This window comes from Pseudomonas sp. SG20052 (assembly GCF_031766055.1).
Classification (GTDB): domain Bacteria; phylum Pseudomonadota; class Gammaproteobacteria; order Pseudomonadales; family Pseudomonadaceae; genus Aquipseudomonas; species Aquipseudomonas mandelii.
The window spans coordinates 1,865,899-1,886,459 of the sequence record NZ_CP134498.1 but is presented as its reverse complement, the minus strand read 5'-3'; the positions used below and the strand labels follow the sequence as shown (position 1 = coordinate 1,886,459).

Below are 20,561 nucleotides of genomic sequence, written 5' to 3'. Positions count from 1 at the left end.
TCTAAATATCAGAAAACCCAGACCAGCATTACCCGTTTCCGACAATAATTTGTCACGAGGCAACAACTGATTACCGTACATTTAACTTACTTTCCATGTACCGGTATTCGACCTCTAAACCACTGTCAAAGTCAGTTTCGGTCCGCAGAAGAGTATCTTTGAGCAATCGATTATCAAAAACAAAATTCTTGCCATTACTCGGAGCTTCCCGAAAAACAATATCAACGCTTTTGCCACTTATAGTGATGATCTTTTCAACGAGCTCGCGAATACTCAGGGAAACCCCACCGACAACATTGATGACGTCATTATCTGACTTCCACTCAATCGAATGGATGATGGCACTTACGACATCATCAATAAAGATAAAGCTGCGTAACTCCCCTCCCCCGCCCCAAATTTCGACCGGCTTATCTAACAATACATTCTTGATAGTCAGGGGGAGCATTTTTTGATATTTCTCCTCACCCGGACCATAGATGTGGCCTAATCTTAATATTTGAGTGCCGATTCCCTTGTCTGCACCATAGGCACTGATCATCTTTTCACAATATAACTTGGAAGCACCGTAAAGAGTTGCAGGCTTGGTCTCTGTAGACTCCGAAATGCAGTTAGATTCGCCATATACATCGAGAGTGCTTGTATAGATAATTTTTTTCAATCTATTGAACTGAAAACCCAACAACTGCTCGGTATACGTTATATTTTTATTGCAAGATGCCAAGCAATTGGCCTCTTTCGCATTTTTTGGCGTGAAAGCTCCAGCATGAATCAAAACATCTACTTCTGAAAAAACCTGATTACTCAGAGTACTCAAATCCTGATTTTCAGCGATAATGCATTTATACCCTGAAATAGCTTTTGAAGTCAGGGCAGTTACGTTTGCATTGCCAAATCTCTGAGCCGCCATTGTTAACAAGCGCGAACCCACGAATCCACTTGCTCCAGTAATCAGGATATTCATAGGAAGACAATCCTCTCGAGCATATCTTGATCAGTCACCAGTGCGGGAGATGTATCCATGCCTCGCATCCACATTAAACCGGCCGGCAGTGGATTGATTTTTTTCTCAAACTTCGGCAATTCTTGACCCAACGCCAGGCATTTGAATATCTCAGGCATGTTCAAGCCAGCTTCGGTAAAGAAGCGCACGGTAGTGAAAAAGCGCGAGATGTTAATTTCCGTTGGATTAGGAATACCATCCTTATCATAGGCCATGTCTACACCGAATATCCCGTGCGGTTTTGCGGTGACAGCTTTAATCGACTTGATAGCAACTTCAGAAACTTGGGCGTCATCGCAAGTCATCCCGACTTTTGTGACACCTGTAACGCCCGAAATAGTACGGTTGCCGTGTGTCCAACCTTGTCTGGATCTGGCCTGAGCAACAATCAATTCCCCTTCGTACCAGATCGACAGCCAAGTTACGGTCTGCGGAGTGAGCATTTCTGCGGCGATAAAATCTCCCCAGCCTGCATAATGATCAATCCAGGCCTTGGCCAGATCGATATTATTTGTAGGCAAAGAACCTTTACCACCACCACCAATTGATGAGGCTCTTAGCCAGATTTTGCCATCTTGATCACCAAGTGAACTAAAAGCTTTATGCAAATCCTCCACTGTATTGATGAACATATTTTTTGGAACTTTTACACCAGCATTTACAAATGCCAGGTAAGACTTATATTTGTGCACACAGGTATCGATCACATCGTGATCAGGCATAAATACCTTCGTACCTGTGGCAAGAATATCGCTTCTCAATTTCGAAGCGTGAAATATCTCCAGGTCGTTCTGAAAATGGATCAGGTCTGGTTTTTCTTGCTCAAGAACCTTTAACAGGGATTCTTTATAATTCGCTGCATCCGCGTTCGGCACGAAGTATTTTTTTTCTGCTTTTGACAGAATCAGATCAGTAGGTTCAGAACCCATACCAATAACACAGTTATCAGTATTCCGCCGTAGCGAAAAGATAACTCCTTCAGAAGGTGCGCCACCAGCTCCGGCAATTAATATTTTCTTCATTGAACTGATTCCACTTTCTGAATAGTTAAAAATTCCCGATAGTCCCGGATGTAATCACTTTCATCGTAAGGTTGGCTGGCTATAACAAGCAGCACACAGTCCGGGCTAAAATCGTGCATCTCTCTCCACACCATACTTTCAATCAGGAGGCCTTTGGTAGGGCAATCCAGCCAGACGTCTTCACGAACAGTGCCGTTATCCAACACCATTCGGCACTTCCCCGAAACACAAATGGCAACCTGCTTCAAATCACGATGTGCGTGAAAACCACGGCTTACGCCTTCCGAGGTATGGTACAAGTAATAGATTCGCTTAATTTCAAAGGGGATCAGTTTCCCCTGCTCAATAGCGACCAGACTCCCCCGATCATCTCCAAGTATCTGAAAATCGATAAATTTTATCTGGCTCACTTTCCGCCCCCCGCTGATTCGGGGGACAGAGACCCCTTTCTTTTTAAACTACGAGAAATATATAAACGTGCAAAAGCTATCGCCACCCCGAGCATTAATCCCGATATCAGTCCCAAGACAATAATCAGTCCTTTTTTAGGCTTGATCGGATTATCAGGTACCTCTACATCACCATCTACACGGAACATTTTCACATCTAACGCGTTGGACTCGATGCCTTTATAGAAGTTATATTTAACTTCCAAATCACGCAACTTATGAATAAAAGGATCATCGGACGAACGCATTGAGATATTTTCAATTTCTGACTTGAGCGCTTTGGTGCCTCTCATATAGGTCAATTGATCCTCCATGCTCCCGGCAACCTCAATAGGTGTTCCCCCCATCACGATGGCTGGCTTTTCCAAGCCAACTGCTTCGGCAGTTTTTAGTGCCTCATGTAGCTTGGTAAGCGAGTCTTGCCGAACTTTCTTTTCTATATCGCGCAAAGATTCTATTTGCTGGTGAACAGAGCGAGCTTTAACATTTGCTTCCAAGGAAACGTTTTTGTCCAGTTCCGCCTTCGCTAAGTCATCCGCTCGCAGTACATAATCTTTCGCCCATTCCGCTGCCTTTTTCGGATCAGTATTTTGCGCAACAACCAAATATCGATTGGGCATATCCTTGCTTGGCGCAGGAACAACTAACCTTTTCGCGAAATCACCATACAAAGTGTCCTGCGACTCCTTACGTTCAGAATCACTCAGCGAAGGTAGGTACTCGTTAACATAGAAGCTACGGCGCAGGGACTCCGCCTGTAAGTTCAGCGTAAATATACTAAATATGTCTTGAACTGTATAACGAGTCAAATCAGACTCATTGGTGCGGCCGAAATTGATATTAGCGATATCATTCTGTTTAGGAGGTATCAAGTATACCTTGGCTTCATAAATCGGCTTGCTGACAAAGGCATAAGCGCCTGCCAGAACTGTCGCAAATATGGTCACCCCGATGATAACGCGCGCTTGCGCACACAACCCGGTCACGAGTTCGTGAAGGTCTATTTCATCAGCATTTCCAGATTCTATAGAGCTATTCCGCATAAACAATCAGCCTTTTTATAACACTATCATTATGATGCCTATCCTACATACGATAGATAGGTATAGGAAAAAGTAAGCGCTTTACCTGCTTCAAGACCCTTAGTCTCAGACACGATACGTGTGGCTGCAGGTACGAGATAAAGCCTACCTTACTAGTTTTTTGAAGATTTTTTGCTCTCTGACGCCATTAGGGCGTCTTGAGACAACAATATAAACCCTTCAACATCAACACCCTGCCCACGTTTTGCGAGAATCGACAAGTTCGAATTTTCGCTCAACGAGATCCAGATTCCAGTAACTTCATCAAGTACTGACCATAACCGGTTTTCTTAAGACTCTCGGCCTGAGCGCTCAGTTGCTTGGCATCGATCCAGCCATTGGTAAAGGCAATCTCTTCCAGACAAGCCACTTTAAGCCCTTGGCGTTGCTCAATGGTATGGACGAAGTGACTGGCTTCCAATAGCGAGTCGTGTGTACCGGTGTCCAGCCAGGCGAAGCCTCGACCAAGCATTTCGACATTCAGGCTCTTACGCGCAAGGTAAGCACGGTTTACATCGGTGATTTCCAGTTCGCCACGCTCGGACGGCTTGATACCCTTGGCAATTTCGACAACATCATTGTCGTAGAAGTACAGGCCGGTTACAGCGTAGTTCGATTTAGGCTGTAAAGGTTTCTCTTCGATACTCAACGCGCGACCACTTGCATCGAACTCGACCACACCGAACCGCTCAGGATCGGAAACGTGATAGCCGAAAACAGTAGCGCCTTTCTGCTGAGAGCTAGCGGAACGCAAGTTATCCGAGAAGTGCTGACCGTAGAAAATATTGTCGCCCAGGATCAAGCAGCACGGATCCTTGCCAATGAACTCTTCACCAATAATAAACGCTTGCGCCAGGCCGTCAGGGCTTGGTTGCTCGGCGTAGGTCAACTTGATCCCGTAAACGCTGCCATCACCCAACAGCTTGCGAAAACAAGGCAAGTCTTCAGGTGTGGAAATGATCAGGATTTCGCGCATCCCTGCCAGCATCAATACAGACAGCGGATAGAAGATCATCGGCTTGTCGTAGATGGGCAGCATCTGTTTGGACACGCCGAGAGTCAACGGGTGCAAACGAGTGCCCGAGCCGCCGGCGAGGATGATACCTTTACGATTTGTCGTGGTCATTTATTCAGAACTTCCCTAAGCATTCGAGTTACACCACTTTGCCAATCCGGCAAGTGTAGAGAAAAATTGTCACGCAACTTCTGAGTATTCAAGCGTGAATTTAGAGGTCGACGTGCTGGTGTTGGATAAGCGGTCGTAGCAATGGGATTGATCTCGGTGACGGCCAACGTTTCGCCATGGGCCTTGGCGAAGTCAATGACATAACTGGCATAGCCATGCCACGACACCTCGCCACCCGCCACCAGATGATATAAGCCTCCCAGTTGAGGGCGCTGCATGATTTGCTGAATCGCCAAAGCTGTCACGTCGGCGATCAGATCCGCACCCGTAGGCGCTCCAATCTGATCAGCAATAACGTTCAGCGTTTCGCGATCCGCAGCCAGTCGCAGCATTGTCTTGGCAAAGTTGTTGCCACGAGCGCCGTAGACCCAACTAGTACGAAAGATCAAATGCTTGCAACCGGAGGCAATGATCGCCTCCTCACCTGACAGCTTGCTGGCGCCGTAGTGATTCACTGGCGCGACCGAATCAGACTCTTGCCAAGGCGATGAACCCTGACCGCTGAAGACGTAGTCGGTCGAATAATGAATCAACCACGCACCCAAGGCAGTGACTTCCTCGGCCAAGACTTGACTGGCCAGACCGTTAACACGGTCCGCCAGTTCGATCTCGGACTCCGCTTTATCGACAGCTGTGTAAGCAGCGGCATTGACGATAACGTCAGGTTTGACCCGGCGAATCGTTGCGCGCAATGCTTCAAGGTCGGATAAATCACCGCACAAACCGTCAACCATATGACGATCCAGCGCAATCAAGTCACCGAGCGGCGCCAAGGAGCGTTGCAGCTCCCAGCCTACCTGGCCATTTTTTCCAAGCAGTAGAATCTTCATGCCTTGCTCGAAGAACGGTCCGCGTAATTCTGATCGATCCACTGCTGGTAGCTGCCGCTTTTCACATGGGCTACCCATTCAGTGTTGTCGAGGTACCACACGACGGTCTTGCGAATACCGGTTTCAAATGTTTCTTCCGGCATCCAACCCAGCTCACGCTGAATTTTGCTCGCATCGATTGCGTAACGCTGGTCGTGGCCTGGGCGATCCTGGACATAGGTGATCAGGCTGGCGTGCGGACGATGGGCAGAGTCCGGGCGCAATTCGTCGAGAAGCGCGCAAAGTGTGTGCACGACTTCAATGTTTTGCTTTTCGTTATGGCCACCGATGTTGTAGGTCTCGCCGATAACACCCTCGGTGACAACTTTGTACAAAGCACGGGCATGGTCTTCAACATAGAGCCAATCGCGAACCTGGTTGCCTTTGCCATAAACCGGCAGCGGCTTCCCTTCCAGGGCATTAAGGATGATCAGCGGAATCAGCTTCTCAGGAAAGTGGCACGGGCCGTAGTTGTTTGAGCAGTTGGTCACCAAAGTCGGCAAGCCGTAGGTACGGCTCCAGGCGCGAACCAGATGATCGGAGCTGGCCTTGCTCGCCGAGTACGGCGAGCTTGGCTGATAGGGGGTGGTTTCGGTGAAGAGGTCTTCCGGGCCTTCAAGATCCCCATAGACCTCATCAGTCGAAATATGGTGGAAGCGGAAATTGGCTTTACGCCCATCCTCCAGCGCAGCCCAATAGTGACGGGCCGCTTCCAACAGGGTGTAAGTGCCGATGATGTTCGTCTGGATAAATTCAGAAGGGCCGGAAATCGAGCGGTCAACGTGCGACTCTGCGGCCAGGTGCATGATGGCATCTGGTTGGTGTTCACGCAGGACGCGGTCGATTTCATCGCGGTCGCAGATATCAACGCGCTCAAACACATAGCGTGAGTTCTGGCTAACTTCGGCCAATGACTCAAGGTTACCGGCGTACGTCAGCTTATCGACGTTAACGACGGAGTCGGCAGTGTTGGAGATGATATGACGGATGACTGCCGAGCCGATGAACCCGGCACCGCCGGTTACTAGAATTTTCACGCGAAACTACACCCTTTGAGTTGCTGACAGGGCTACCAAACCGAGCGCTGTCTAATCCATGAATGCAGAAGCCGTCATCTAAGCTGAGGCTTCTGACAGAACCAGTCTGACCCGACGCAGGAACGTGCCACTATCGGATAAGCGCAGCATTTTACAGCTTAATGACGCTTTTACTAATGGATATAGACAAGCTGTGAAGCAATTCAGGGATGCAGCTTATTCTTTTTGTGTTCATACAAGACGCTTGCGAGAGGATCTGGACGCCCGCCCGAGAAACCACCCTAGAATTGGCCCTATCAGCATGCCGAATAGCAGTGCAATAACCAAGACCAGCGACACGGGTAATTGCGGACCTGACCAGCCAAGAAACAGCAGCGAAACCGACTGCTGATTTTCAAGCACAAAAGCCAGCACTGCCAGAATCAACAACAGGACAACCATACCGAGGAGCACCCGCTTGAGGTTACGCATGCATCACTCCTTTAGCTGTGAAGGTCAAGGCCTTCCTCCTCTTCTTCATTGACTCTGTCGCGCAATTCCTTCCCCGGCTTAAAATGAGGAACAAACTTGCCATCAAGGCTAACCGACTGACCTGTCTTCGGATTGCGACCAACGCGGGGCGCACGATAGTGCAGTGAAAAACTGCCAAAACCCCGGATCTCAATACGATCCCCAGTCGCCAGGCATTGGGACATTTGTTCAAGCATAGTCTTGATAGCCAGCTCCACATCCTTGGATGAGAGCAGCCCTTGATGGGTGACAATTCGTTCGATCAACTCCGACTTCGTCATATTTTTCCCTTCTTTTTCAAGCAGCTAGGAAAAGCGCTTCAAAGGTTTTAGCATGCCCGGAGGAATTTGAACAGCCCGGGTTTTCACATATTTTCACCAGCAATGACCGCCCAATTACGAGGAACTACGACGCGATCTAGCTCAGCGACAAATAACCAGCATGGTGCGCGTCAGATACCCCGCGGGATTGAAGCCGAAAGGGTATTCATCCTCATCCTTGGCATCATCGGACCTGGCTACTACCTTATAGCCCGCCGCCTTACACTCTTTGTCCGCGCGTTTACGGCACTTCTCCCATCCAGAACCCAATCCCGAACAATCTATCTCTACGCCACTGACTCCACGCACGGCATGAGTCTTGGCATTCGTACCGCAACCCGCCAGCATCAAGACTGCCATCGCGACAATGAGCTTGTTCATTCACTTCCTTATGGCAGACGCCCTGCCCGGCTATCGTTCTTTAGCTAAAGACTAGCTGCAAATAAGCGATTGATCCGATTAAAGAAAGAGACAACACAGAAGGATCAATGGTTTCAAGAACAGCCACCCCGCGCACGAACCACCCGACAAACCCAAATCCCTGTCTAGTCCTGAAATAGGTTTACACCTGTTTCACCCTAACGCCCGATGCACCGCATCGGGCGTTTTGTATTTCAAAGACAGGTGCGGTCGCTCGCCGTTGTAGATCGATACCGACTCACTCACCATCTTCTTCGCTTGCGTCAAATCCTGCGGCCGCTGAAGCATAAGCTCTGTCTTCAGTATCCCGTTGACCCTCTCTGCCAAGGCATTTTGGTAGCAGTCATAGCCATCCGTCATTGAACATCGAATGCCGTATTTCGCGTGCAACGCTTGGTACATCCCCGAGCAATATTGGATACCTCTATCTGAGTGGTGCACCAACGGCTGCTCTGTCCGACGGTGCTTTACCGCCCAGCTCAGCGCGTGTGCTACCGACTCGGCATGAAGGCTTTCATGGACGTGATAGCCCACGATCTTTCGCGAAAAAGCATCCGTCACAAGGCTCAGATAAGCCACACCTTCCTGAGTTGGCAAATAGGTTATGTCAGCCACCCAGACTTGTTCCGGGCCGCAGGGAACAACCTGATCAGGACCTGGTTTGAGCAGGTTCGGGTGGCGGTGAAAGCGATGATGACTATTGGTCGTCTTGTGATAAGCCCGCTTGCGAGCCACCAATAAACGCCGTTCACGCAGAATCGAAAACAGCCGATCTCGCCCCACTTGCAGCTCAAGTTGAGGCTGGCATTGCAGCAAGTAATACAGCTTTCGGGTGCCCAGCCGCGGCTGCCGCAGGCGCTTTTGTTGAACGAAATCGGCAACTTTCTGATCCAGAACCAGACGAGCTGCCTCGGCGCGATTGCGTTTGTAGTAAGCCTGGCGGCTTATCCCCATGAACTGGCAAGCCCTGCTGATGCTCAGGTTTTGGATTCGTTTTTGCGCGAGGACTTGCCGGGACGCTTTTTTACGACAGAGAGACCGTAGTCATTTTTCAAGACATCCACGACCGCCTCGAAAAACTGCGCTTTCTGATTGGACAGCGCCAACTGTTCTTCAAGCTCTTTGATGCGTTGTTCTGGCGTTAATGGTCGGTTTTTGTCGGGCATAGACCCCATCCTCGGCGAGCCAATGTATGTGCCTGGGCTCCAATCCTGCCGACCGTGCTTGCGTAACCACGTCAGAACGGTCGTTTTGCCTTGAATCCCGTAGCGCTCCTGAGCCTCTTTATAGCTCAGCTCGCCTTTTTCGACCTGATCGACTACCGACAATTTAAAGGTCAGCGTGTAGTCTCGCTGACTACGCCTTTTTGCTGATTCCATTACGTCCTCCTGAAAAACAGATCAGAAGGTGTAAACCTTATTCAGGACGGGACACCCACCAGACACAAAAAAGGGCGACCGAAGTCGCCCTTTTTCTATGGTCTGACAGAACTCAGTTCTGTTTTTCCATTTGTGCACGCAACAGGTCGCCCAGAGTGGTAGGACCAGCAGCGATGCTATCCGAAGGCTTGTCTTTCAAGCTTTGGATGGCTTCTTTCTCTTCAGCATCGTCTTTCGACTTGATGGAGAGCTGGATTACACGGCTCTTGCGGTCAACGCTGATGATCTTGGCTTCTACTTCCTGGCCTTCTTTCAGAACGTTGCGCGCGTCTTCAACGCGGTCACGGCTGATTTCGGAGGCTTTCAGAGTCGCTTCGATATCGTCGGCCAGAGTGATGATGGCGCCTTTAGCGTCAACTTCTTTCACGATGCCTTTAACGATGGCGCCTTTGTCGTTCTCTTGAACGTACTCGGAGAACGGATCGCTTTCCAGCTGCTTGATACCCAGGGAGATGCGCTCGCGCTCTGGGTCAACCGACAGGATAACGGTGTCCAGCTCGTCGCCCTTCTTGAAGCGGCGAACGGCTTCTTCGCCCACTTCGTTCCAGGAGATGTCGGACAGGTGAACCAGACCGTCGATGCCGCCGTCCAGACCAATGAAGATACCGAAATCGGTGATCGACTTGATGGTGCCGGAGATTTTATCGCCCTTGTTGAACTGGCCAGAGAAATCTTCCCATGGGTTAGATTTGCACTGCTTGATGCCGAGGGAGATACGACGACGCTCTTCGTCGATGTCCAGAACCATAACTTCCACTTCGTCGCCGACTTGTACGACTTTCGAAGGGTGGATGTTCTTGTTGGTCCAGTCCATTTCGGAAACGTGTACCAGGCCTTCAACGCCTTCTTCCAGCTCAGCGAAGCAGCCGTAGTCGGTCAGGTTGGTTACACGAGCGGTAACGCGAGTGCTTTCTGGGTAACGGGCTTTGATAGCAACCCATGGATCTTCGCCCAGTTGCTTGAGGCCCAGGGAAACACGATTGCGTTCGCGATCGTACTTCAGAACCTTGACATCAATCTCGTCGCCAACGTTGACGATTTCGGAAGGATGCTTGATACGTTTCCAAGCCATGTCGGTAATGTGCAGCAGGCCATCGACGCCACCCAGATCGACGAATGCGCCGTAATCGGTGAGGTTCTTGACGATACCTTTGACTTGTTGACCTTCCTGCAGGGATTCCAGCAGAGCTTCACGCTCAGCGGAGTTCTCGGCTTCGAGGACGCTACGACGGGAAACGACAACGTTGTTGCGTTTCTGGTCAAGCTTGATGACCTTGAATTCCAGCTCTTTGCCTTCCAGGTGCGTGGTATCGCGCACAGGACGGACGTCAACCAGAGAACCTGGCAGGAACGCACGGATGCCGTTAACGTCGACAGTGAAGCCGCCTTTAACCTTACCGTTGATAACGCCCTTGACCACTTCTTCGGCTGCGAAGGCTGCTTCCAGAACAATCCAGCATTCAGCGCGCTTGGCTTTTTCACGGGACAGCTTGGTTTCACCAAAGCCGTCTTCAACCGAGTCCAGAGCAACGTGAACTTCGTCACCGACGTTGATAGTCAGTTCGCCAGCATCGTTGTAGAACTGCTCAAGCGGGATGAGTGCTTCAGACTTCAGGCCAGCGTGAACGGTTACCCAGCGAGCTTGGTAATCGATATCAACGATAACACCGGTGATGATGGAGCCTGCCTGAAGGTTCAGGGTTTTTAGGCTTTCTTCAAAGAGTTCCGCAAAGCTTTCGCTCATTTTAATTCCTGTTGAATAAGGGCGAAGGATACGCCCATCTCCACATCCCAGACGACGTGGGTTATGTTCATTTAAAGAAGCACTGCAAGACTATGACTGGTCCCCTGCAGAGCTTCTTGGTCACCCGGCGATATCGCGAATGGCGATCTCGCTCATGATGCGTTCCAGCACCTGATCGATGGATAACTCCGTGGAATCCAGCTGTATGGCGTCAGCCGCCGGCTTGAGCGGGGCTACCGCTCGCTGGGTGTCACGCTCATCGCGTGCACGGATCTCATCTAGCAGACTCGACAGACTAACACCATCGACTTTGCCCTTCAACTGCAAGTATCGACGGCGCGCACGCTCCTCGGCACTGGCAGTAAGGAATATCTTCAGCGGCGCGTCCGGAAAAACCACCGTGCCCATGTCGCGCCCATCGGCGACCAACCCCGGCGATTCCTGAAACGCCCGCTGACGCTGAAGCAGCGCCTCGCGTACCGCGGGCAATGCAGCCACCTGGGACGCTCCCGAGCCGACGCTTTCCGTACGGATGACATCGCTGACTTCGTCACCCTCCAGAATGATGCGCTGCAGTTGACCTTCGGTCGCCGCAATGAACTGCACATCCAGATGAGCGGCAAGCTTTTTCAGCAGTTCTTCATTCGTCAGGTCAACGCCGTGGTTATGCGCAGCGAACGCCAACAGACGGTAGAGCGCACCGGAATCCAGCAAATTCCAGCCCAGACGCTTCGCCAGTATCCCGGCGACCGTGCCTTTGCCAGAGCCGCTTGGCCCATCGATGGTGATGACCGGTGCGATGATTTTCACGACTGAGCCTCTTGTGCAACACGAATGCCGACCTGCGCACAAAGCGCAAGGAAGTTCGGGAACGAGGTTGCGACGTTGGCACAGTCATGGATGCGAATCGGTGCGGTGGCGCGCAGCGAGGCAACGCTGAACGCCATGGCAATCCGGTGATCGCCGTGACCGTGCACTTCGCCGCCGCCTATCAGGCCGCCGTCGATGATGATGCCGTCCGGGGTCGGTTCGCATTTGACGCCCAGCGCGAGCAAGCCATCCGCCATGACCTGGATACGGTCCGACTCCTTGACTCGCAGCTCTTCGGCGCCACGCAACACGGTGCGCCCTTCGGCACAGGCCGCGGCCACGAACAGCACCGGGAATTCGTCGATGGCCAGTGGAACCAGCGCTTCGGGAATCTCGATACCCTTGAGTTTAGCTGCCCGTACGCGCAGATCCGCCACCGGCTCGCCGCCGACTTCACGCTGGTTTTCCAGAGTGATATCAGCGCCCATCAGACGCAAAATGTCGATCACGCCGGTGCGGGTCGGGTTGATGCCGACGTGCTCGAGCACCAGCTCCGAACCTTCGGCGATCGATGCCGCCACCAGGAAGAACGCGGAAGACGAGATGTCGCCCGGCACTTCAATGTGGGTCGCAGTCAGCTTGTGGCCGGACTCAACCGAAGCGGTCGCACCGTTAACAGTGACCGGATAGCCAAAGCCGCGCAGCATGCGCTCGGTGTGGTCGCGGGTCGGAGCCGGTTCGGTGACGGTGGTCTTGCCTTCGGCGTACAGGCCGGCTAGCAGCAGGCAGGATTTAACCTGGGCGCTGGCCATCGGCATGGTGTAAGTCAGGCCCTTGAGCTTGTTGCCGCCACGAATGGTCATCGGTGGACGACCTTCAGCGGCGGTCTCGATCACGGCGCCCATTTCACGCAGCGGATTGGCCACGCGATTCATCGGGCGCTTGGACAGCGAGGCGTCACCGGTCAGGGTGCTATCGAAGTCCTGCGCAGCCAGCAGGCCCGACAGCAGACGCATCGAGGTGCCGGAGTTGCCCAGATAGATCGGGCCTGGCGCAGGCTTCAAGCCATGCAGGCCGACGCCATGAATGGTCACGCGACCGTGGTGCGGACCTTCGATCACGACGCCCATGTCGCGGAAGGCTTGCAAGGTCGCCAGGGCGTCTTCGCCCTCGAGGAAGCCTTCGACTTCGGTGACGCCTTCGGCCAGGGAGCCGAGCATGATCGAACGGTGGGAAATCGATTTATCGCCCGGTACACGAATCCGCCCAGTCAGGCGGCCACCAGGTTGAGCCAGGAAAATCAGGTCGTTGGAGTTCATAGCGTCCACATAAGCCCGGCGGGCCAGGATTTTACTGAAATGTTCGCGGGCAACCCGGGCGCGAGTGAATACGCCCAACAATTGGTGCCCATCCCCTGCATCGACCGCGTCGCGCAAGGCGTCGAGGTCGCTGCGAAATGTATCAAGTGTGCGCAGGACAGCTTCGCGGTTGGCGAGGAAGATGTCGTGCCACATGACCGGGTCGCTTCCCGCGATTCTTGTGAAATCGCGAAAACCGCCCGCAGCGTAACGGAAGATCTCAAGGTTTTCATTGCGTTTGGCCAGTGAATCGACCAGACCGAACGCCAGCAAGTGTGGCAAATGGCTGGTTGCCGCCAACACTTCGTCGTGACGCTCGACCTGCATGTGCTCGACATCGGCGCCCAATTCACGCCACAAACGGTCGACCACTGCCAACGCGGCCGGATCGGTCTGATCCAGCGGTGTCAAAATCACTTTATGGCGACGGAACAGCTCGGCATTGGAGGCTTCCACCCCGCTCTGCTCGGAACCGGCAATCGGATGGCCCGGCACAAAACGCGACGGCATGCCGCCAAACGCTTCGGTCGCGGCACGCACCACATTGCCTTTGGCGCTGCCAACATCGGTCAGAATCGCCTGCCCCAGGTCCATGCCGGCCAAGCGGCCAAGCATTTTTTCCATGGCAAGGATCGGCACGGCGAGCTGGATCACATCCGCGCCCTGACAAGCAATCGCCAGGTCTTCTTCGCAGCGATCCACTACGCCCAACTCAACCGCGAGCTTGCGCGACTGCGGGTCGAGATCGACCCCGACCACTTCGCGGCACAGGCCACTTTCACGCAAACCCTTGGCAAACGAACCGCCGATCAACCCCAGGCCGACCACCACCAGGCGACCGATCATAGGGGCAGCAGGTTGCAGTGCAGTGACATCAACCACGAGCCAGAACCTTGGTCAGCGCCTCAAGGAAGCGGCTGTTTTCCGCGGGCAAACCGATGGTGATGCGCAGGTGGTTCGGCATGCCGTAGTTGGCCACCGGACGCACGATCACGCCTTCGCGCAGCAACCCCTGGAAGATCGGCGCAGCCACCTGCCCCATATCGACGCAGATGAAGTTGCCCTTGGAAGGAATCCAGCTCAGCCCCAGCTCACGAAACCCCGTTTCCAGCTGCTGCATGCCGGCTTCGTTCAGGCGACGGCTTTCAGCCAGGTAATCGGCATCTTGCAGTGCAGCGCACGCAGCGGCCAGGGCCAGGCTGTTAACGTTGAACGGCTGACGCACGCGATTCAGCACATCGGCAACCACCGCAGTGGACAAGCCATAACCGACCCGCAGTGCCGCCAGGCCATAAGCCTTGGAGAACGTGCGCGAAACCAGCAGATTCGGGTACGCCGCCAGGAAGTCCAGGCCATCCGGCAAGTCGCTGCCCTCGGCGTATTCGATGTACGCCTCGTCCAGCACCACCAGCACATGCTCCGGTACGTCCTGCAGGAACTCGTCCAGCGCCTCGGCACCGAACCAGGTCCCGGTCGGGTTGTTCGGGTTGGCGATGAATACCACACGAGTATCGGCATCGATCGCAGCCAGCATGGCCGGCAGGTCATGGCCCCAGTCTTTGGCCGGGACCACTTTGGCCGTCGCGCCGACGGCTTGCGTGGCGATCGGGTAAACAGCAAACGCATGCTCACTGAACACCGCGTTCAGGCCGGGCGCCAGGTACGCACGCGCCACCAGCTCCAGAATGTCGTTGGAACCGTTGCCCAGCGTCACCTGATTCAGCTCGACGCGGCACTGCTCGGCCAGCAGGGTCTTGAGCGCAAAACCGTTGCCGTCCGGATAGCGGGTCAGCTCGGCCAGTTCGTCGCGAATGGCTGCCAGCGCCTTTGGACTGGCGCCCAACGGGTTTTCATTGCTGGCCAGCTTGATGATTCTGGCTGGATCGATGTTCAGCTCACGCGCCAGTTCGTCCACGGGTTTGCCCGGAACGTAAGGCGAAAGTTGTTGCACGCCCGGCTGCGCCAGAGCGAGGAAGTTGCCACTCATTTGCTACCCCTTAGAGAACTGCTTTCGGGTAAGAACCCAGCACTTTGAGTGCTACTGCTTCCTGACTGATCTTTTCCAGTACACCTTTGATCAACGGATCACGGTGGTGGCCGACGAAGTCGATGAAGAACACGTAGGTCCATTTACCGCTGCGCGACGGACGGGTCTCGATTCGCGTCAGGTCGATACCGTTGTCGTGGAACGGCACCAGCAACTCATGAAGCGCACCGGGCTTGTTGCTCATGGAGACGATGATCGACGTCTTGTCGTCGCCGGTCGGCGGTACTTCCTGGCTGCCGATCATCAGGAAGCGCGTGGAGTTGTCCGGGCGATCCTCGATTTTCTCGGCCAGGCGGGTCAGCCCATACAAGCTGGCGGCCATGTCGCCGGCAATCGCCGCCGAGTTCCACTCACCCTTGACCCGCTTGGCTGCTTCGGCATTACTCGACACCGCCACGCGCTCGACATTCGGGTAGTGCGCGTCCAGCCACTTGCGGCACTGGGCCAGGGACTGGGCGTGGGAGTAGATGCGGCTGATGCTGTCGGTCTTGGTGTTTTCACCCACCAACAGGTGATGGTGAATCCGCAGCTCGACTTCGCCACAGATGACCATGTCGTGTTCGAGGAAGCTGTCGAGGGTGTGGTTGACCGCGCCTTCAGTGGAGTTTTCCACCGGGACCACGCCAAAATTCACCGCACCGGCCGCCACTTCGCGGAACACTTCGTCGATCGCTGCCATCGGCTTGCTGATCACCGCGTGGCCGAAATGCTTCATGGCGGCGGCTTGAGTGAAGGTGCCTTCAGGGCCGAGGTACGCCACTTTCAGCGGCTGTTCGAGGGCCAGGCACGAGGACATGATTTCGCGGAACAAACGCGCCATCTCTTCGTTGCCCAGCGGCCCCTGATTGCGCTCCATTACGCGCTTGAGCACCTGAGCCTCACGCTCAGGACGATAGAACACCGGCACTTCGCCTTCGGCCAGCGAGGCCATCTTTACTCGCGCAACTTCCTGGGCGCAGCGTGCACGCTCACTGATCAGCTCCAGGACTTTGGCGTCCAGGGCATCAATGCGAACGCGCAGTGCCTTGAGTTCTTGCTCAGACATTAGCCGTGTTCCTTCTCGAACTCTGCCATGTACGAAATCAGTGCGTTGACCGCAACGATGTCGACGGCGTTATAGATGGAGGCACGCATGCCGCCCACGGAACGGTGACCCTTGAGGTTCAACAGGCCACGTTCGTCGGCACCGGCCAGGAATGGCTTGTCGAGACGGTCGTCAGCCAGGCGGAACGGCACATTCATCCACGAGCGATCCGACTTGTTGATCGGGTTGCTGTACAAGCCGCTGGCGTCAATGAAGTCGTACAGCGTGCGCTGCTTCACTTCGTTGAGCTTGCCGATAGCTTCAACACCACCCTGCTCTTTCAGCCACTCGAATACCAGACCGGACAGATACCAGGCCAGGGTAGGCGGGGTGTTGTACATCGAGCCGTTATCGGCCGCGACCTTGTAGTTGAGCATGGTCGGGCACAGGGAACGGGCATGACCCAACAGGTCTTCGCGAATGATGTTCACGACAATGCCGCTCGGGCCGATGTTTTTCTGCGCGCCGGCGTAGATCATGCCGAAGCGCGAAACATCGATTGGGCGCGAGAGAATGTCCGAAGACATGTCGGCCACCAGCGGAACGTCGCCAGTTTCCGGGACCCAACTGAATTCCAGGCCGCCAATGGTTTCGTTCGGTGCGTAGTGAACGTAGGCCGCGTCTTTCGACAGGCTCCACTCGTTCTGACCGGGAATGGCGAAATAGTCATAAGGCTTGGCAGTAGCGGCAACGTTGACGCGGCCGTAGCGCGAGGCTTCTTCGATGGCTTTCTGCGACCAGATACCGGTGTCGATATAGTCGGCGGTGCCGCTTTCCGGCAACAGGTTCAGAGGAATCTGAGCAAATTGCTGGCTGGCGCCACCTTGCAGAAACAGCACTTTATAGTTCGAGGGGATATTCAGCAGATCACGCAGATCCTGCTCGGCCTTGGTGGCGATGGACACGAACTCATCACTGCGATGGCTCATCTCCATGACCGACAGGCCCTTGCCGTGCCAATCAAGGAGTTCACCCTGGGCGCGCTGCAGGACAGCTTCGGGAAGTGCCGCAGGACCGGCACAGAAGTTATAGGCTCTCTTGCTCACATCCAATCTCGCTCTGATTTGGTGGTAATCACGCAATAAATCACAACATCAATCGACACAGAGTCCCTGCTGAAGCACAGCTTTTGTAGGAGTGAGCCTGCTCGCGATTGCATCACCGCGATGTGTCAGACATACCGCGGCGCCTGCGTCGTCGGAACGCCGCCCGGAGCTGGCTCACTCCTACAAGGGACTCCATCGGTGTCGATATTTTCATACGGGACAAACAACAAGGGGGCGAATTTTCATCCGCCCCCTGTTTGTCCACTTACTCTTGTGGCTCTTCGTCAGCAGCGGCGTCGAGTTGCTGATCTTCAACCACGTCGTCGATCACGACCTCGCCGTCGAACACCGCCCCCTCTTCACCTTCCAGCTCTTCATCTTCCAGCTCTTCGCCTTCGACTTCCGACGGTTCCTGCACCCGCTCCAGACCGACCAGCGTTTCATCGCTGGCCAGTTTGATCAGGGTCACGCCTTGGGTGTTACGCCCCAGACTGGACACTTCGTCGACGCGGGTACGCACCAGGGTGCCCTGGTCGGAAATCAGCATGATTTCCTCGCCGTCGAGCACCTGGACTGCACCGACCAAGCGGCCGTTACGGTCGTTGCTGACCATGGCGATAACGCCCTGACCGCCACGCTTGTACTCAGGGAACTCGGTGATCGCCGTGCGCTTGCCGAAACCACGGGCCGAAGCGGTGAGGATCTGGCTGCCTTCTTCCGGAATCAGCATGGAAATCAGCTTCTGACCTTCCGGCAGACGCATGCCGCGGACACCGCGAGCGGTACGGCCCATGGCGCGAACGTCGGTTTCCTTGAAGCGAGTGACCTTGCCGCCGTCGGAGAACAGCATGACTTCGCGGCTGCCATCGGTAATGGAAGCTGAAATCAGTACGTCACCTTCGTCCAGCTCCAGCGCGATCAGACCGACGCTACGTTGACGGCTGAAGGATTCGAGCGGGGTCTTCTTCACGGTGCCTTTGGCAGTGGCCATGAAGATGAAGTGACCTTCGGTGTATTCGTCGACCGGGAGCATGGTGGTGATGTATTCATCACTGTCCAGCGGCAGCAGGTTGACCAACGGACGACCACGGGCCGCGCGGGACGCTTCCGGGATTTCGTAGGTTTTCAGCCAGTACACTTTACCTTTGCTGGAGAACAGCAGCAGCGTGGTGTGGCTGTTGGCGACCAGCAGGTGAGCGATGTAGTCCTCATCCTTCACGCCGGTAGCCGATTTGCCTTTACCGCCACGACGCTGAGCCTGGTACGCAGCCAATGGCTGGGTCTTGGCATAGCCACCGTGGGAAATGGTCACGACGCGCTCTTCTTCCGGGATCATGTCACCCAGGGTCAGGTCGAGACGGGCATCGAGAATCTCGGTGCGGCGCACGTCGCCGTATTCGGCGCGAATCACTTCCAGCTCTTCGCGGATCACTTCCATCAGGCGCGTGGCGCTGCTGAGGATGCGGATCAGCTCGCCGATCTGGTTGAGGATCTCTTGATACTCGGCCAGCAGCTTTTCGTGTTCCAGGCCGGTCAGACGGTGCAGACGCAGCTCCAGAATGGCTTGTGCCTGTTCCGGCGACAGGAAGTACTTGCCTTCGCGCAGACCGTATTGCGGATCCAGGGTCTCTGGACGGCACGAATCGGCACCGGCACGTTCAACCATCGCGACCACGGCGGAAGATTCCCACGCAGTCTTGATCAGCGCTTCCTTGGCTTCCGACGGCGTTGGCGAAGCCTTGATCAGGGCGATGACCGGGTCGATGTTCGACAGGGCAACCGCTTGACCTTCCAGGATGTGGCCACGTTCGCGCGCTTTACGCAGTTCGAACACGGTACGACGGGTAACGACTTCGCGACGGTGACGAACGAAGGCTTCCAGCAGGTCCTTGAGGTTCAGGATCCGCGGACGGCCGTCGATCAGCGCGACGATGTTGATACCGAATACGGCTTGCAGCTGGGTCTGGGCGTAGAGGTTGTTGAGGATCACCTCAGGCACTTCGCCACGACGCAGCTCGATCACGACGCGCATACCGTCCTTGTCGGACTCGTCGCGCAGTTCGGTGATGCCTTCGAGCTTCTTCTCTTTTACCAGCTCGGCGATCTTCTCGATCAGACGGGCCTTGTTCAGCTGGTAAGGGAGTTCGGTGATGACGATCTGCTGACGGCCACCGACCTTGTCGATGTCTTCAATGATCGAGCGGGCGCGCATGTAAATGCGGCCACGACCGGTGCGGTAGGCTTCGATGATGCCGGCGCGACCGTTGATGATCGCGGCGGTCGGGAAGTCCGGACCGGGGATGTATTGCATCAGCTCATCGATGGTCAACTCAGGGTTGTCGATGAGCGCCAGGCAACCGTCGATGACTTCACCGAGGTTGTGCGGCGGGATGTTGGTCGCCATGCCCACGGCGATACCGCTGGAGCCGTTGACCAACAGGTTGGGAATACGGGTCGGCATGACCGCCGGGATCATTTCGGTGCCGTCGTAGTTCGGCACCCAGTCCACGGTTTCTTTGTGCAGGTCAGCCAGCAGCTCGTGCGCCAGCTTGGTCATGCGCACTTCGGTGTATCGCATGGCGGCGGCGTTGTCGCCGTCCACCGAACCGAAGTTGCCCTGCCCGTCTACCAGCAGGTAGCGCAGCGAGAATGGCTGCGCCATGCGGACGATGGTGTCGTACACCGCGGTATCACCGTGCGGGTGATACTTACCGATCACGTCACCGACAACACGGGCAGATTTCTTGTACGGCTTGTTGAAGTCGTTGCCCAGCTCGCTCATCGCGAACAGCACACGCCGGTGCACGGGCTTCAAGCCATCGCGCGCATCCGGCAAGGCCCGCCCGACGATTACGCTCATCGCGTAGTCGAGGTAGGACTGCTTCAGCTCGTCTTCGATATTGACCGGGAGGATTTCTTTGGCCAGTTCGCCCATGAGAAGCTCGATTCCTTTTTCTGGTGAAACTTCGTCACATCCATATGGGACGAACGAAGCTCGCCGCTGCAGGCTGAGTGCCATGCACCGACTTACGACAAATCAACATGTTGAACCATGGATTTGCGCAGTAAAGACAACCCCGCGGGACTGCCTCGGAAAACGCCGGATGTTATCACAAGAGCCGCCACGCACCTATC

At 54.7% G+C, this 20,561-nt stretch carries 17 protein-coding genes and 1 pseudogene; all 18 read right to left on the bottom strand.

The annotated features are described in order from the left end of the window. Positions 1 to 70 precede the first annotated feature (70 nt). On the bottom strand, positions 71 to 964 hold the full coding sequence (locus tag RHP74_RS08590) for an NAD(P)-dependent oxidoreductase (protein ID WP_311098869.1): 894 nt from the start codon (positions 962 to 964) through the stop codon (positions 71 to 73). Beyond that, on the bottom strand, positions 961 to 2,025 hold the full coding sequence (locus tag RHP74_RS08585; RefSeq protein ID WP_311098868.1) for a hypothetical protein: 1,065 nt from the start codon (positions 2,023 to 2,025) through the stop codon (positions 961 to 963). The genes RHP74_RS08590 and RHP74_RS08585 overlap by 4 nt, the downstream gene beginning before the upstream one ends. Further along, positions 2,022 to 2,435, bottom strand: coding sequence for an FdtA/QdtA family cupin domain-containing protein (locus RHP74_RS08580; protein ID WP_311098866.1), 414 nt, complete (start codon positions 2,433 to 2,435; stop codon positions 2,022 to 2,024). Before RHP74_RS08580 ends, RHP74_RS08585 begins: the two co-directional genes overlap by 4 nt. Beyond that, the gene (locus RHP74_RS08575; RefSeq protein ID WP_311098864.1) at positions 2,432 to 3,517 is read right to left on the bottom strand and encodes a Wzz/FepE/Etk N-terminal domain-containing protein; all 1,086 of its coding nucleotides are present in this window, start codon (positions 3,515 to 3,517) and stop codon (positions 2,432 to 2,434) included. Before RHP74_RS08575 ends, RHP74_RS08580 begins: the two co-directional genes overlap by 4 nt. A gap of 274 nt (positions 3,518 to 3,791) precedes the next feature. Then, the gene (gene rfbA, locus RHP74_RS08570) at positions 3,792 to 4,682 is read right to left on the bottom strand and encodes a glucose-1-phosphate thymidylyltransferase RfbA (RefSeq protein ID WP_311098863.1); all 891 of its coding nucleotides are present in this window, start codon (positions 4,680 to 4,682) and stop codon (positions 3,792 to 3,794) included. After that, positions 4,679 to 5,572 carry a dTDP-4-dehydrorhamnose reductase gene (gene rfbD / locus RHP74_RS08565; RefSeq protein WP_311098861.1) on the bottom strand — a complete coding sequence of 298 codons (894 nt, stop codon included), beginning with the start codon at positions 5,570 to 5,572 and terminating at the stop codon, positions 4,679 to 4,681. Before rfbD ends, rfbA begins: the two co-directional genes overlap by 4 nt. Beyond that, complete coding sequence (gene rfbB / locus RHP74_RS08560) at positions 5,569 to 6,648, bottom strand: dTDP-glucose 4,6-dehydratase (protein ID WP_311098859.1); 1,080 nt, start codon at positions 6,646 to 6,648, stop codon at positions 5,569 to 5,571. The genes rfbD and rfbB overlap by 4 nt, the downstream gene beginning before the upstream one ends. Positions 6,649 to 6,879: 231 nt before the next feature. After that, positions 6,880 to 7,119 carry a LapA family protein gene (locus RHP74_RS08555; protein WP_311098857.1) on the bottom strand — a complete coding sequence of 80 codons (240 nt, stop codon included), beginning with the start codon at positions 7,117 to 7,119 and terminating at the stop codon, positions 6,880 to 6,882. An 11-nt stretch (positions 7,120 to 7,130) separates the two neighbouring features. Continuing rightward, entirely contained in the window at positions 7,131 to 7,439 is a 309-nt protein-coding gene (gene ihfB / locus RHP74_RS08550; protein WP_311098855.1) for an integration host factor subunit beta, read from the bottom strand. Positions 7,440 to 7,580: 141 nt separating this feature from the next. Then, positions 7,581 to 7,859 carry a hypothetical protein gene (locus RHP74_RS08545; protein WP_077747954.1) on the bottom strand — a complete coding sequence of 93 codons (279 nt, stop codon included), beginning with the start codon at positions 7,857 to 7,859 and terminating at the stop codon, positions 7,581 to 7,583. Positions 7,860 to 8,023: 164 nt separating this feature from the next. Beyond that, a pseudogene (locus RHP74_RS08540) lies at positions 8,024 to 9,277 on the bottom strand (IS3 family transposase). 112 nt (positions 9,278 to 9,389) lie between these two features. Then, positions 9,390 to 11,081 (bottom strand): 30S ribosomal protein S1, encoded by a 1,692-nt coding sequence (gene rpsA, locus RHP74_RS08535; protein WP_008148721.1) that lies wholly within the window; start codon positions 11,079 to 11,081, stop codon positions 9,390 to 9,392. Positions 11,082 to 11,201: 120 nt separating this feature from the next. After that, the gene (cmk, locus tag RHP74_RS08530; RefSeq protein WP_010461679.1) at positions 11,202 to 11,891 is read right to left on the bottom strand and encodes a (d)CMP kinase; all 690 of its coding nucleotides are present in this window, start codon (positions 11,889 to 11,891) and stop codon (positions 11,202 to 11,204) included. Next, positions 11,888 to 14,095, bottom strand: coding sequence for a bifunctional prephenate dehydrogenase/3-phosphoshikimate 1-carboxyvinyltransferase (locus RHP74_RS08525; RefSeq protein ID WP_231990963.1), 2,208 nt, complete (start codon positions 14,093 to 14,095; stop codon positions 11,888 to 11,890). The genes cmk and RHP74_RS08525 overlap by 4 nt, the downstream gene beginning before the upstream one ends. A 28-nt stretch (positions 14,096 to 14,123) precedes the next feature. Further along, positions 14,124 to 15,236: a histidinol-phosphate transaminase gene (gene hisC / locus RHP74_RS08520; RefSeq protein WP_010461683.1), complete on the bottom strand. Its 1,113-nt coding sequence runs from the start codon at positions 15,234 to 15,236 to the stop codon at positions 14,124 to 14,126. Positions 15,237 to 15,246: 10 nt separating this feature from the next. Continuing rightward, a complete protein-coding gene (gene pheA, locus RHP74_RS08515) occupies positions 15,247 to 16,341 on the bottom strand; it encodes a prephenate dehydratase (RefSeq protein ID WP_010461684.1) in 1,095 nt (364 codons plus the stop codon). Then, a complete protein-coding gene (gene serC / locus RHP74_RS08510) occupies positions 16,341 to 17,426 on the bottom strand; it encodes a 3-phosphoserine/phosphohydroxythreonine transaminase (protein WP_010461687.1) in 1,086 nt (361 codons plus the stop codon). Before serC ends, pheA begins: the two co-directional genes overlap by 1 nt. A gap of 265 nt (positions 17,427 to 17,691) precedes the next feature. Continuing rightward, entirely contained in the window at positions 17,692 to 20,361 is a 2,670-nt protein-coding gene (gene gyrA, locus RHP74_RS08505; RefSeq protein ID WP_010461691.1) for a DNA gyrase subunit A, read from the bottom strand. Positions 20,362 to 20,561: the final 200 nt, after the last annotated feature.